Here is a 12621-nt window from a genome sequence, read left to right as displayed (position 1 = left end):
TTCACGTGAACGTAGCGGCCGACGCGGAACGCTGTCAACCGGTCGCGCAATGTGATCAGAATCGATCAGGCGGTGTCGCGGTCCGGCCAGGCGGCTTTCAGTGTCGCGAGCGTGACGGTGATCGCCGGGCGACGCGAGGTCGTCGTGCGCCAGACGGCGTACAGGCGGCGGCTCGGGGCGGGCTGCAACGGCACGGCGACCACGCCGGCGGGGACCGGGCCGCGGCCGAGGCGGGGAAGCAGACCGATGCCGAGGCCGCGGTCGAGCATGGCCAGCTGGGTCTGGTACTCCGCGACCGAGTACGCGACCTCCGGCTCCACGCCCGCGCGGCGCATCGTCCGGATCAGCCACTCGTAGCAGATCGATCCGACGGGCTGACAGATCCAGCGCTCGCCGACGAGGTCCTCCGCGCGGACGAACTCCTTGCCCGCCAGGCGATGCGTCGCCGGCACCAGGACGTCGGCGGGATCCGTGCCGAGCTTCACCCGCGACAGCCCGTCGGGCAGAGCGAGCGGCGTGTTGTGCCAGTCGTGGACGATCGCGATGTCGATCTCGCCGCGGTTGACCGCCGCCACGGCCTCGAACGGATCCGTCTCGAGCACGCGGACATCCAGCTGCGGATGGTCGTCGACGAGTCGAGCCAGGGCCGGCGGCAGCAGCCCGCGGGCCGCGGTCGGGAAGGCCGCGATGCCGAGCGTCCCGATGGCCTGGCCGCGTTGCTCCTCCAGGGTCAGCTCGGCGTCCTCGACCAGCTCGAGGATCCGCGCCGCCGTCGCCGCCAGTTGGCGGGCCGCGTCGGTCAGCACGATCCCGCGGCCCTGACGCTCGATCAGCGTCGTCCTGGTCTCCCGCTCCAGCTTCGCCAGCTGCTGCGACACCGCCGACGGCGTGTAGCCGAGCACTTCCGCCGCGCGGTTGACCGACCCGTACTGCGCGACCGCGTGCAACGCGCGCAGCCGGCCGAGATCGATCATGTAGCACTCCTACATCGATAGCGGTAGTAATCGGTGCTGGTCCTTAAGTGTACTCCGGCTGAGACTGGACGGCATGACCCCTCGTGACCTGCTCCTCGCCCTCGCCGCCGTCGTTGTCTGGGGCATCAATTTCGTGGTGATCGAGGTCGGCCTGGAAGGTATGCCGCCGCTGCTGCTGTCGGCGCTGCGGTTCTTCTTCGCCGCCGTCCCCGCGATCTTCGTGCTCGGCGGGCCACGGGTCGCCTGGAAGTACGTCGTGGGCGTCGGACTCGCGCTCGGGGTGGCGAAGTTCGGGCTGCTGTTCATCGCGATGGACCACGGCGTCCCGGCCGGCCTGGCGTCGCTCGTGCTGCAGAGCCAGGTGATCTTCACGGTCCTGGTCGCGATCGTCGTCCTGCGGGAACGCCCGCGGCCGACGCACGTCCTCGGCATCGGGATCGCCTGCGTCGGGATCGTGCTGATCGTGCTGGACCGCCAGTTGTCCGCACCGCTCGGCGCACTCGTCGTGGTGATCGTCGCGGCGGCGTCCTGGAGCGTGTCGAACCTGATCACCCGGTACGCCAAGCCGCCGGACATGCTGCGCTTCATGGTGTGGGTCAGCGCCGTCGCCGTCGTACCGCTAGGCATCCTCTCGCTGCTCACGGAAGGGCCGCGCGCCGACGTCGAGGCGCTCCGCACCATCGACCTCAGCGGGATCGGCGCGATCGCGTACCTCGCCTTCGCGGCCACCCTGTTCGGCTTCGGCGTCTGGGGCTACCTGCTCCGGCAGTACGACGCCAGCACCGTCGCGCCGTTCTCGCTGCTCGTGCCCGTCGTCGGCATGTCCGCGGCGTGGGCCCTGCGCGGTGAGGCCGTCGGACCGCAGCAGGCGATCGCCGCGGTGCTGGTCATCGGCGGTATGGCCTGCACGCTCGTCCGACGGCCTGCGACGCGCTCAGCCGTTCGAGCCGACGACCATCGGCGGCATCTGCCAGCCCCGAGCAAGTGAGGAGGGGTACGCCGGTGCGCCGCCCGCGAAGTACTCGGTGAACTTCATGATCAGCGGGTCCCAGCGCAGCGGGTCGATGTAGCGCTCGTTGCTCATCAGCAGGTCCTCGCGCACCCGGACCCGCTCGACCTTCATCTCCAGCGCGCACAGACGTGAGTCCGGCCCGCCGATCCCGGTGATCGACTCGATCCGGCCCTCCAGGTTGATCGGGCTCTCCTGGACGGAATCGAGGCCGGACAGCTCGCTCGGCTCCCGGCTCAGCCCGCCGGCCGCGAACTTGTCGGGTTCGTACCGGTACCCGCGGGCCCGCTTCGCGTCGGACATCTCCGCGGACCCGGTCAGCAGCGCGATCCGGTCGAGCGCCGCGACCATCTCGGGGTCGACCAGGTTCAGCACCAGCTCCGGCCGCTCGGTCAGGTTCTTCACGGTCTGTGCGCTCGCCCCCATCCCGAGCATCGCGGTGTAGCCGAGCCACCAGGCGGACGACATCGGGGCGAGGTTCGTGCTGCCGTCGGGGTTGGCGGAGCTGATCAGGACGACCGGCGTACCGAAGTACAGGACCTTGGGCTCGACTGTGCGCTTCATGGAGATGAAACGGAAATGCGCCAGGATGTGTGAGTGGACGCATCCCAAGTCGCTCGCCTGACCGCACGATGGATCGCCGAGCTGCCCGGCGAGGACAGCACGGTGATCTCCGGCCTCGGTGTCCAGCCGTTGCTCGCGATGCTGGCCGAGGTCGCGGACGAGCCTGCCTATACCGAACTCGTCGAGGCCGCCGGCGGCCGGTACGGCGGTTTGCTGCAATCGTCCGAGTTGCGGATGGCGCTGGGGCTGTGGACACGTCCGGAGATCGAGCTGCAGCCGGGCGTGGATCGCTTCCTGCCGCCCGAGGTCCGCGGCACGCTGACCGATCGTGCCGCGCTGGACGCCTGGGTGGTCGAGCGGACGGACGGGTTGCTGCGCCGGATGCCGGTCCAGCTCACGCCTGACGTGTTGCTGGTGCTCGCGTCGGCGCTGGTGCTGAAGACGGAGTGGGCGCTGCCGTTCGAGGAGTACCCGCGGAATGATCGGCGCTGGTTGAGCCGGGCGGATGCGGACCTGGACAGCCTTCAGGTGTACGACACGGCGACGGGTCCGTTGACCGTGGTGACGGTGCGTGGAGTCGGGGAGTTCGACGTACGGCTCGTCATCGGGGACGGCGGACGGGCGGCGGTGCTGACCGCGGCGCTGGAGCTCTACGGGGACGGGCGGAGCGGGGCCGAGGTGCTGGCGGCGGAGCAGCCGGTGCCTGGTGTCGAGGTGATCGAGTCCGTGCAGCCGGTCGTCGTACTGTCGATGCCGTACTTCGAGATCGAGGCGGAGCACGATCTGCTGGAGCATGCGGCGGTGTTCGGGTTGAGCGCGGCGTCCGATGCGAATCAAGGACACTTTCCGGGGTTGAGCCCGCAGCCGTTGGCTATCGGAGAGGCTCGGCAGGCCGTGCTGGCGCGGTTCTCGGCGACCGGGTTCGAGGCGGCCGCTGTCACGGCGATGCCGATGGCTGCCGGCTCTGCGGCGTTCGGTGCGAAGGCGCTGTATGTGAATCTCGAGCGGCCGTTCGGGTTCATCGCCGTGCATCGGCCGACGGGTGTGCCGGCGGTCGCGGGCTGGGTGAACTACTCGTAGGGATTGGCCGGCGCGGTGACCGGCTTGACCGTCTTGATGGTGAGCGCCGCGACATCGCCGTCGACCCGGCGGGTCGGCTCCGCCCACTCGCCGGTCACGGTCACCCATTGGTTCTTCGGCGGCGCGGCATGGCCGCGGGCCTCCACCATGAACGCCGTACCGTCGGCGACGCAGCAGGTGAGGCCGATGCGGGTCACGTACCAGACGCCGTTCTTCGCCGGCGTGACAAAACCGGTCAGCTGGAACGACCGGCCCTTCATCGTCTCCTTCTCCCACACCGCCCAGACCGCGTAGTCGCGCACCGCGATCGGCTTGGGGCCGTGCGACTGGTCGCCGTCCCAGTACGCGTTGCCCTGCGGGGCGACCGGTTTCGCGGCGACCGGCGACTGCCGTTGCGCAGCGTCCGCGCCGAGTGCGGGCGGATCGACGACGAGCAGCGCGAACACCGGCACCAGCAACAACCAGGCCGCCCGCGGCAGCCCGTGGCCGTGCGCCGCACGCGTCCGCACCAGTACGTCGGTGATCGCCAGCGCGATCAGGATCAGCCCGGCCGCGAACAACATCCAGCGCATCCCCGGCTTCACGTACCGCAAGTACGTCCCCGAGGTCGCGAGCTGCACCATCGCGGCCCCCACGAACACAATCACCAGACCGGCGACGTTGCGCTTCACAGTAACCACCATCCGACGAGCAGGCTGGCAAGGAGGGCGACGACGAAGGTGGCCGGGGCGAAGCGGGCCGCGAACTTCGGGCCGAACGTGCCGGACTGCAGCGCGACCAGCTTCACGTCGACGATGGGGCCGACGACCATGAACGCGAGCCGCGCGGTGAGCGAGAACTGGGTCAGGCTCGCCGCGACGAACGCGTCCGCCTCGGAACAGATCGCCAGCAGGACGGCGAGCAGCCCGAGGATCAGCACCGACAGCAGCAGGTTGCCGGCGACGTGGTCGAGCCAGGCGCGCGGTACGACGACGTTGAGCGTGGCCGCGGCCGCCGCGCCGATCACCAGGAACCCGCCGGCGTGCAGGAAGTCGTGCAGCATCGCCGACCGGAACACCTCGAACTTGCCGTCGTCGTGCGCGTGCCGGTTCTTCGGCATCTTCAGCCACGAACCGCCCTTGCCGGTCAGCAACCACAACCAGCCCAGGATCATCGAGACCGCGAGCGAGGTCACCGCGCGGGCGACCACGACCTTCGGCTGCCCGGGGAACGCGACCGCGGTGGACGCCAGCACGACCGGGTTGATCGCCGGCGCCGACAACAGGAACGCGATGGCCGCGGCCGGCGTGACGCCGCGGTTCATCAACGCGGCCGACACCGGTACCGACGCGCACTCACAGCCCGGGAGCACGACCCCGGACACGCTCGCCACCGGCACGGCGAGTGCGGGACGTTTCGGGAGCGCTCGAGCGAAGAACGATGCGGGGACGAACGCGGTGAGAGCGGCCGAGAGCAGCACGCCGAGCACCAGGAACGGCAGCGCCTGCACGGTCACGCCGACGAACATCGTCGCCCACGTGCGGATCCCGTCGCCGGTGAACCACGCGTTGAACAGCCGCCGCCCGAACAGCGCGAGCCCGACCAGCAGCACCAGCGTCGCGGTGAACACGATCGACGACCCGGACGGCTCCTTGGCCGACTGGGCCTCCTGCTGTGCCGCCTCCTGCTGTGCCTCCTCCGGTGCCTCCTCGTGGGTCTCCTGCTGCTCGGCCGTTGCCATGGGCGGAATGCTGGCAGAAATCCCTTGGAAATGAAAATCACCGTCATTGTCGGGCGTGTGGCAGTGTGGGGGTATGGATGCCGACGTGGTGCGCGCAGTCAACGACCTCACCACCCGCTGGGCCCGCACGCTGCCGGCCGAGAACACGGTGGTGGCCGGGCTCGGCCTCTGGCCGTTGCTGGCACTGCTCGCGACCGGCGCCGACGAGCCGGGCCGCAGCGAGCTCGCCGCCGCGGCAGGAGTGGACCCGGCGACCGCGGCGACCAACGCGATCCGGCTGGTCGAGACCATCGAGAACTCCGCCGACCTGAACGCCGCGCTCGGCGTGTGGGTCAGCGAGAACCTCAAGCTGGCCGAGACGTTCGACAGCGTGCTGCCCGCGCCGCTCGTCGGTCTGCTGACCGGCAACCCCGCGGTCGACAAGGCGAAACTCGACGCCTGGGCCGCGGAACACACCGACGACCTGATCCGCGAGATGCCGCTCGAGGTCGATTCCGATCTGATGCTCGTGCTGGCGTCAGCACTGCTGTTGCGGACCACCTGGGACCGTCCGTTCACCGAGCAGATCCGCCGGATCGCCAACGGTCCCTGGGCCGGTTCGTGGCATTGGCTCGAGCGCTCGGACACCGACCTCGACTCGGTCCGGCGGTACGGCGAGCTGACCGTGATCACGGTGCGCGGCGACGCCGACGTCGACGTACTGCTGGGGATCGGGGACGACGCGCTGCCCGCTCTGCTCGAGGCGGCGGCCCGGCCGGGCGACGGCGTACCGGGAAGCCGGCTGATCGACGAGGATCGGCCCGGGCCCGGGTTGACGATCGGGCGGACGACGGCGGGACGGCCGGACGTAAAGGTGTCGTTGCCGTCGTTCAACATCGAGGTCGAGCACGACCTGCTGGAATTCGCCGGGCTGTTCGGGTTGACCGCGATCGCATCGGATCCCGGCGCGCACGGGCATTTCAGCGCGCTCAGCCCGACGCCGCTGCAGCTCGGGCAGGCGAAGCAGAAGGTGCTCGCGCGGTTCTTCGCGACCGGGTTCGAGGCCGCGGCGGTGACCGCGATGGCGATGACGCGGGCCGCGATGATCACGTCGCAGGAGCGCCGGCTGGAGGTCACGCTGGACCGGCCGTTCGCGTTCGTCGCCGTCCTGCGGGACTCGCGGTTGCCGATCGTGGCGGGCCGGGTCGAGCGGCCTACCGAACCGGGAGAGTGAACAGCCGGTTGAGCAGCGCGGACGCCTCGTCGACGCCCGCGCGGTCACCGGTCAGCAGCAGGTCGAACAGCAGGCCACGCGAGGCGGCCAGGCCGAGACGCGCGTACGCCGGGGCCTGGTCCGGCGGGATGCCGGCGCGGACGCAGAGCTCGATCAGCGGCGGCAGCCAGACGTTGATCAGGTCGGCCTTGAGGGGTTCGGTGTGCGGCAGGTCCTGCATCGCGTGGGCGCTGAGCTCGAAGAACAACGGGCCGTAGACGAGCGCGGCCTCGGTGACGCGGCGCCAGAACTCCTCCGCCTGCTCGGCGATCGGGAGGTCCGACAGCGTGGCCAGCAGGTCCCGCTGCTGCTGCTCGACCGTCCGCACCACCTCGGCGAGCAGGCCCTCGCGGGAGCCGAAGTGGTAGATCAGCATCCGGTGACTGGTGCCGATCGAGGTCGCGATACTGCGCAGGCTCGCGTCGCCGATCCCGTTCTTCGCAAAGTGCCCGATCGCGTCATCCAGCAGGGTTGCTCGACTCACTGACTTCCTTCAGCTTGGCGGTCTCGGTGGCGATGTAGTCCCTGGTGAGCTTGGCGTAGAGGCGGCCGAACAGCCAGCCGAGCGGGCCCTCCTGGACGATCGTCGCGGTCGCGACGGTGCCCTCCGGCGTACTGACGACGCGGTGGCCGCCGGTGGTCTTGATGCCGGGAGCCTTCGAGACCCACTCGAAGTACTCACCCTCCTTCAGCTCCGTCACCTCCCAGACCGCGACCGGGAGCTTGGGCTGGCGGATCCGGGTGCGGGCGCCGACGTGGATCCGGCCCGCGTCCAGCCGCTCGACGGAATCGACGGTCGGGGTCCAGTCGGGCCACCGCTCGACGTCGCTGAAAACCTGCCAGACCCGGTCGGCCGGGGCCTGGATCGTGCTGGAGTGATCGAAGCGCATGTACCAAATGGTACATCAGGTCTGTGTGAGGCTTCGGCGGGCGGTCTGCGGTCCCGGCACGCACGGCAGGTAGGGTCTGGGGCCATGGCTGACCAGAACGTCCCGCAGAACGTGGAGAACGAGCAGGACCCGGGCGCGAACACGCAGATGTTCCGCGCCTTCGTCAACGAGGGCCAGACCGAGGCCGCCGCCGAACCCAAGGTGAACGGCCGGATGCTGGCGATCGTCGGCGGCGCGGTGCTGCTGATCGCGATCATCGCGGCGATCGCCGTCCTCTGACTTGTTCCTCCCCGTCGAGGTCGTCCGGGTCTTCACCGACCCCGACGGCCGGTTCGGCAACCCCCTCGGCATCGTCGACGGCCGCTTGGTCGGTCCCGGCGACCGCCAACGGGTCGCCGCCGAGCTCGGCTACAGCGAGACCGTGTACGTCGACGACGCCGCCACCGGCACGCTCCGTATCTACTCCGCCACCGGCGAGATGTCCTTCGCCGGCCACCCCACCGTCGGCGCCGCCGCCTGGCTGCACACCCACGGCCACCCGGTCGACACGCTCCACGTCCCCGCCGGCGCCATCCCCGTCACCCGCTCCGGCGACCTCTACGCCGTCCGAGCCGACACCACCTGGGGCAGCACCTGGGACTGGCACGAGCTGGCAACCCCCGCCGACGTCCTGGCCGCCGACCCCGCGACGTACACCGCCGGCCACACCTTCCTCTGGTCCTGGCAGGACGAGCCCGCCGGCATCATCCGCGCCCGAGCCTTCGCCCCCGCCATGAACGTCGAAGAAGACGAGGCCACCGGCTCCGCGGTCACCCAACTGACCGCCCACCTCACCCGAGACCTCCTGGTCGTCCAAGGCACCGGCTCCCACCTCCACACCACCTGGCACCCACCCACCCACGCCACAGTCGGCGGCCACGTCCTCCCCGAAGCTCCGCGCACCATCAGGATCTGATCGCGGTTCCCGGCATCCGTTGACGGGTGGGCCGGGGCGGATGGAGCATGGGGGCTCAGCTACTTGGGGAGGTTCTTGTGGCGGAGGTTGTCAGGGCTGCGCTTGTTCAGACGTCGTGGACGGGTGACAAGGAGTCCATGATCAAGGCGCACGAGGACTACGCGCGGCAGGCGGCCGCGGCGGGTGCGAAGGTGATTTGTTTCCAGGAGTTGTTCTACGGGCCGTACTTCTGCCAGAAACAGGACGCCGAGTACTACGAGTACGCCGAGTCGGTGCCGGGGCCGACCACCGAGCGGTTCGGGGCTCTCGCCAAAGAGTTCGGCATGGTGATGGTGCTGCCGGTGTACGAGCAGGAGCAGCCGGGCGTGCTGTACAACACGGCCGCGGTCATCGATGCCGACGGCACCTATCTGGGCAAGTACCGGAAGAACCACATCCCGCAGGTGAAGGGCTTCTGGGAGAAGTTCTACTTCCGGCCGGGCAACCTCGGGTACCCGATCTTCGACACCGCGGTCGGGCGGATCGGCGTCTACATCTGCTACGACCGGCACTTCCCCGAGGGCTGGCGGGCGCTCGGGCTGGCCGGCGCGAAGATCGTGTTCAACCCGTCGGCGACCAGCCGCGGCCTGTCGGCGTACCTGTGGAAGCTCGAGCAGCCGGCCTCCGCGGTCGCCAACGAGTACTACATCGGCGCGATCAACCGGGTCGGGATCGAGTCCGAGTTCGGCGACAACGACTTCTACGGCACGTCGTACTTCGTCGACCCGGAGGGGAAGTTCGTCGGCGACGTCGGGCACGACCACGATCCGGAACTGATCGTCCGCGACCTGGACCTGAGCCTGCTGGACACCGTCCGCGACCGCTGGCAGTTCTACCGCGACCGCCGCCCCGACGCGTACGGAGACCTGACGAAACCATAGAGGGGACCGCGAATGTCGCTGCTCGTCAAAGGTGGAACCGTCGTCGGACCGACCGGGACCCGGGTCGCCGACGTGCTGGTCGAGGGCGAGAAGATCGTCGCGGTGCTGGATCCGTCGTTCAGCCCGACGATCGCGGTCGACGAGGTGCTCGATGCCTCCGGCAAGTACGTGATCCCGGGCGGGATCGACGCGCACACGCATATGGAGCTGCCGTTCGGCGGGACGGCGGCCAGCGACACGTTCGACACCGGCACCCGCGCGGCGGCGTACGGCGGGACCACGACGATCATCGACTTCGCCGTGCAGCGGACCGGCGAGGTCGTGCAGGACGGGCTCGCCGCGTGGCACGCGAAGGCCGACGGCGAGTGCCATGTCGACTACGCGTTCCACATGATCCTCGGCGGCGTCGACGCCGACGCGCTGAAGGCGATGGACCAGCTCGTCACCGACGAGGGCATCACGAGTTTCAAGCTGTTCATGGCCTACCCGGGCGTCTTCTACTCCGACGACGGGCAGATCCTCCGGGCGATGCAGACCGCGCGGGAGAACGGCGCGATGATCATGATGCACGCGGAGAACGGCATCGCGATCGACGTGCTGGTCCAGCAGGCGCTCCAGCGGGGCGAGACCGACCCGATCTACCACGGCATCACCCGCCCCGCGGCGCTCGAGGCGGAGGCGACCAACCGGGCCATCGCGCTGGCCGAGGTCGCCCAGGACTGCCCGCTCTACATCGTGCATCTGTCGGCCAGCCAGGCGCTGGAGCACGTCGCGGCGGCGCGGGACAACGGCCGCAACGTGTTCGCCGAGACCTGCCCGCAGTACCTCTACCTGACGCTGGAGGACCAGCTCGGCGCGCCCGGGTTCGAGGGCGCGAAGTGGGTCTGCTCGACACCGCTGCGCAGCAAGCACGAGCCGCACCAGCGCGACTTGTGGAAGGGCCTGCGGAACAACGACCTCGCGATCGTGTCGACCGACCACTGCCCGTTCTGCATGAAGGACCAGAAGGAGCTCGGCCTCGGCGACTTCTCCAAGATCCCGAACGGGATCGGCGGCGTCGAGCACCGCGTCGACCTGGTCTTCCAGGGTGTGGTGGACGGGAAGCTGTCGCTGGAGCGCTGGGTGGAGACGATCGCGACCACGCCGGCCCGGATGTTCGGCCTGTATCCGCGCAAGGGGATCGTGCAGCCCGGCTCGGACGCGGACCTGGTGGTCTACGACCCGAACGGCACGACCCGGATCGGGGTCGAGACGCACCACATGAACATGGACCACTCGGCGTACGAAGGGGTCGAGATCAAGGGCCGGGTGGGCACCGTGATCTCGCGCGGAGAGGTGATCGTGGCTGACGGCAACTACCATGGCCGGAAGGGCCGGGGGAAGTTCCTGAAGCGCGGTCTGTCGTCTTACCTGATGTAAGGGGGAGAACGTGGACTTCGGTGTGGTGTTCCAGTGTGATCCGCCCGCGTCCACGGTCGTGGAGCTGGCCCGCAAGGCCGAGGACGCCGGCTTCGGGTACGTGTGGACGTTCGACTCGCACCTGCTCTGGCAGGAGCCGTTCGTGATCTACAGCCAGATCCTGGCCAGCACGCAACGGGTGGTGGTCGGGCCGATGGTGACGAATCCGGGGACGCGGGACTGGACGGTGATCGCGTCCCAGTTCGCCACGCTGAACGAGATGTTCGGCAACCGGACGATCTGCGGGATCGGGCGCGGCGACTCGGCGTTGCGGACGCTCGGCGCGCAGCCGGGGACGATCGACGAGCTGAAGCAGTGCGTCGAGATCGTGCGCTCGCTGACCCGCGGCGAGACCGTCGAGTATCGCGGGCAGCAGCTGAAGTTCGCCTGGGTCGACAACGGCGCACTCGACGTGTGGGTGGCGGCGTACGGGCCACGGGCGCTGAAGGCGACCGGCGAGGTCGGCGACGGGTACATCCTGCAGCTGGCCGACCCGGACATCGCGGCCTGGATGATCGCGGCGGTACGGCGTTCCGCGGAGCAGGCGGGCCGCGACCCGCTGGCGATCAAGTTCTGCGTCGCCGCCCCGGCGTACGTCGGGGACGACCTGGCGCACCAGCGCGAGCAGACCCGCTGGTTCGGCGGGATGGTCGGGAACCACGTCGCGGACATCGTCGCGCGCTACGGGGCGTCCGGCGCCGTGCCGCGGGCGCTGACCGACTACATCGAGGGCCGCAAGGGGTACGACTACGCCGAGCACGGGCGGGCCGGGAACACCCACACCGACTTCGTGCCGGACGAGGTCGTGGACCGGTTCTGCATCCTCGGCCCGGTCGAGAACCACCTGGCCCGGCTCGCCGAGCTGAAGGAGCTCGGCGTCGACCAGTTCGCGTTGTACCTCCAGCACGACGCCAAGGAGGAGACCCTGGCGTCGTACGGGAAGGACATCATTCCGGCCGTTTGACCTGGCGGCGGAGCTGCTCCAGGACCACGGGGTCGAGCTTGCCGTCGACCAGCCGCTCCTCGAAGTTCTCGGTGCCGGCCCAGGTGCCGAGCGCCTCGGCCAGGTCGGCTCCGCCGGCGGTGGGGTAGCCGAGCGTTTCGAGGCCGTCGGCCACCTCGGTGGCCAGCGGGCCTTCCAGCGGCAGCAGGGTCGCCGGGTCCGGCTTGCCGAAGTACAACTCGTGGAGGTCGAGCAGGCGGCGCAGCTCGTCGACGGGCGCTGCATGATCGTCGGCGCGCAGGTCGATAGCCGTGTCCAGCACTCCGCCGTACGCCGCTCCCGCACGCCACACGCGCAGCGCCGCGCTCTGGCGCCCGCGGCGATCCCCGCCGGCCAGGTCGCCGGCTGCCAGGACCGCGACCAGTCGTCGCTCGAACGGTTCGTCGGCGTGCCCGTGCCAGGCCTCGACCATGGCCGCCACCACCTGCGGACCGGCCAGGATGTTGCCCTGGACCGCGTACCCGTCGCCTGCCTCGCCGCCCGCCCAGTCCAGGCAGGACGGGCCTGTGAAGCTGGCGCCACGGCCCGCGGCGTCGACCAGGCCGACCTGGCGGTGGTCGCGCTCGTCGTCGGCGCCTGTCAGCTGGGCCGCCACCTCGCCGGCGGTCGCGCCGCCGGCCAGCAGATCGAGGCCGTCCGGGCCGTACGAGAGGTTGGCCGTGGCCTGGGTGGCGACCGCGCCGGCGCCGGCCCGTCCCCAGGGCACCACGGCGCCGACCGCCAGGAACTTCGAGGCGACCGCGATCCCCCAGGAGCGGGTGCCCGGGTCGAACGCCACGATCGAGAACGTCATCGC

15 protein-coding genes are annotated in these 12621 nt (G+C 70.0%); 8 read left to right on the top strand and 7 right to left on the bottom strand.

Annotated elements, in window-relative coordinates:
- Positions 1-65: 65 nt before the first annotated feature.
- Complete coding sequence (locus ABZW60_RS02015; RefSeq protein ID WP_355473057.1) at positions 66-974, bottom strand: LysR family transcriptional regulator; 909 nt, start codon at positions 972-974, stop codon at positions 66-68.
- Between the two features lie 73 nt (positions 975-1047).
- On the opposite strand from ABZW60_RS02015, the gene ABZW60_RS02010 reads away from it, so the two are divergent.
- Positions 1048-1962, top strand: a complete 915-nt coding sequence (locus ABZW60_RS02010; RefSeq protein ID WP_355473055.1) for an EamA family transporter — start codon at positions 1048-1050, stop codon at positions 1960-1962.
- On the opposite strand, the gene ABZW60_RS02005 is transcribed toward ABZW60_RS02010, so the two are convergent.
- The gene (locus tag ABZW60_RS02005; RefSeq protein WP_355473053.1) at positions 1909-2547 is read right to left on the bottom strand and encodes a flavin reductase family protein; all 639 of its coding nucleotides are present in this window, start codon (positions 2545-2547) and stop codon (positions 1909-1911) included. The genes ABZW60_RS02010 and ABZW60_RS02005 overlap by 54 nt on opposite strands.
- A gap of 33 nt (positions 2548-2580) precedes the next feature.
- On the opposite strand from ABZW60_RS02005, the gene ABZW60_RS02000 reads away from it, so the two are divergent.
- Positions 2581-3627 carry a serpin family protein gene (locus ABZW60_RS02000; protein ID WP_355473051.1) on the top strand — a complete coding sequence of 349 codons (1047 nt, stop codon included), beginning with the start codon at positions 2581-2583 and terminating at the stop codon, positions 3625-3627.
- Here ABZW60_RS02000 and ABZW60_RS01995 read toward each other — a convergent pair.
- A complete protein-coding gene (locus tag ABZW60_RS01995) occupies positions 3618-4298 on the bottom strand; it encodes a TIGR03943 family protein (RefSeq protein ID WP_355473049.1) in 681 nt (226 codons plus the stop codon). The two genes, ABZW60_RS02000 and ABZW60_RS01995, sit on opposite strands and share 10 nt — an antisense overlap.
- Positions 4295-5347 (bottom strand): permease, encoded by a 1053-nt coding sequence (locus tag ABZW60_RS01990; RefSeq protein WP_355473047.1) that lies wholly within the window; start codon positions 5345-5347, stop codon positions 4295-4297. The genes ABZW60_RS01995 and ABZW60_RS01990 overlap by 4 nt, the downstream gene beginning before the upstream one ends.
- Positions 5348-5420: 73 nt before the next feature.
- Here ABZW60_RS01990 and ABZW60_RS01985 point away from each other — a divergent pair, with 73 nt between their 5' ends.
- Positions 5421-6560, top strand: a complete 1140-nt coding sequence (locus tag ABZW60_RS01985) for a serpin family protein (protein ID WP_355473045.1) — start codon at positions 5421-5423, stop codon at positions 6558-6560.
- Here the strand turns inward: ABZW60_RS01985 and ABZW60_RS01980 are convergent.
- Both ABZW60_RS01980 and ABZW60_RS01975 read right to left on the bottom strand, forming a co-directional pair.
- A complete protein-coding gene (locus ABZW60_RS01980) occupies positions 6541-7083 on the bottom strand; it encodes a helix-turn-helix domain-containing protein (protein ID WP_355473043.1) in 543 nt (180 codons plus the stop codon). The genes ABZW60_RS01985 and ABZW60_RS01980 overlap by 20 nt on opposite strands.
- Positions 7058-7489: an SRPBCC family protein gene (locus tag ABZW60_RS01975; protein ID WP_355473041.1), complete on the bottom strand. Its 432-nt coding sequence runs from the start codon at positions 7487-7489 to the stop codon at positions 7058-7060. Before ABZW60_RS01975 ends, ABZW60_RS01980 begins: the two co-directional genes overlap by 26 nt.
- A gap of 84 nt (positions 7490-7573) precedes the next feature.
- Here ABZW60_RS01975 and ABZW60_RS01970 point away from each other — a divergent pair, with 84 nt between their 5' ends.
- The 5 genes from ABZW60_RS01970 to ABZW60_RS01950 all read left to right on the top strand — a co-directional run bounded on the left by ABZW60_RS01970 (position 7574) and on the right by ABZW60_RS01950 (position 11786).
- Positions 7574-7768: a hypothetical protein gene (locus tag ABZW60_RS01970; protein WP_355473040.1), complete on the top strand. Its 195-nt coding sequence runs from the start codon at positions 7574-7576 to the stop codon at positions 7766-7768.
- A 1-nt stretch (position 7769) separates the two neighbouring features.
- A complete protein-coding gene (locus ABZW60_RS01965) occupies positions 7770-8444 on the top strand; it encodes a PhzF family phenazine biosynthesis protein (protein ID WP_355473038.1) in 675 nt (224 codons plus the stop codon).
- Between the two features lie 77 nt (positions 8445-8521).
- On the top strand, positions 8522-9364 hold the full coding sequence (locus tag ABZW60_RS01960; protein ID WP_355473036.1) for a nitrilase-related carbon-nitrogen hydrolase: 843 nt from the start codon (positions 8522-8524) through the stop codon (positions 9362-9364).
- A 12-nt stretch (positions 9365-9376) separates the two neighbouring features.
- Complete coding sequence (gene hydA / locus ABZW60_RS01955) at positions 9377-10783, top strand: dihydropyrimidinase (RefSeq protein WP_355473035.1); 1407 nt, start codon at positions 9377-9379, stop codon at positions 10781-10783.
- Positions 10784-10793: 10 nt separating this feature from the next.
- Positions 10794-11786: a TIGR03842 family LLM class F420-dependent oxidoreductase gene (locus ABZW60_RS01950; protein WP_355473033.1), complete on the top strand. Its 993-nt coding sequence runs from the start codon at positions 10794-10796 to the stop codon at positions 11784-11786.
- Here ABZW60_RS01950 and ABZW60_RS01945 read toward each other — a convergent pair.
- Positions 11770-12618 (bottom strand): DUF1028 domain-containing protein, encoded by an 849-nt coding sequence (locus tag ABZW60_RS01945; protein WP_355473031.1) that lies wholly within the window; start codon positions 12616-12618, stop codon positions 11770-11772. The two genes, ABZW60_RS01950 and ABZW60_RS01945, sit on opposite strands and share 17 nt — an antisense overlap.
- Positions 12619-12621: the final 3 nt, after the last annotated feature.

Source organism: Kribbella sp. NPDC003557 (genome assembly GCF_040610805.1).
Taxonomy (GTDB): domain Bacteria; phylum Actinomycetota; class Actinomycetes; order Propionibacteriales; family Kribbellaceae; genus Kribbella.
Note: the sequence above shows the minus strand (reverse complement) of the source record. Positions and strands in the feature narration are given on the sequence as shown.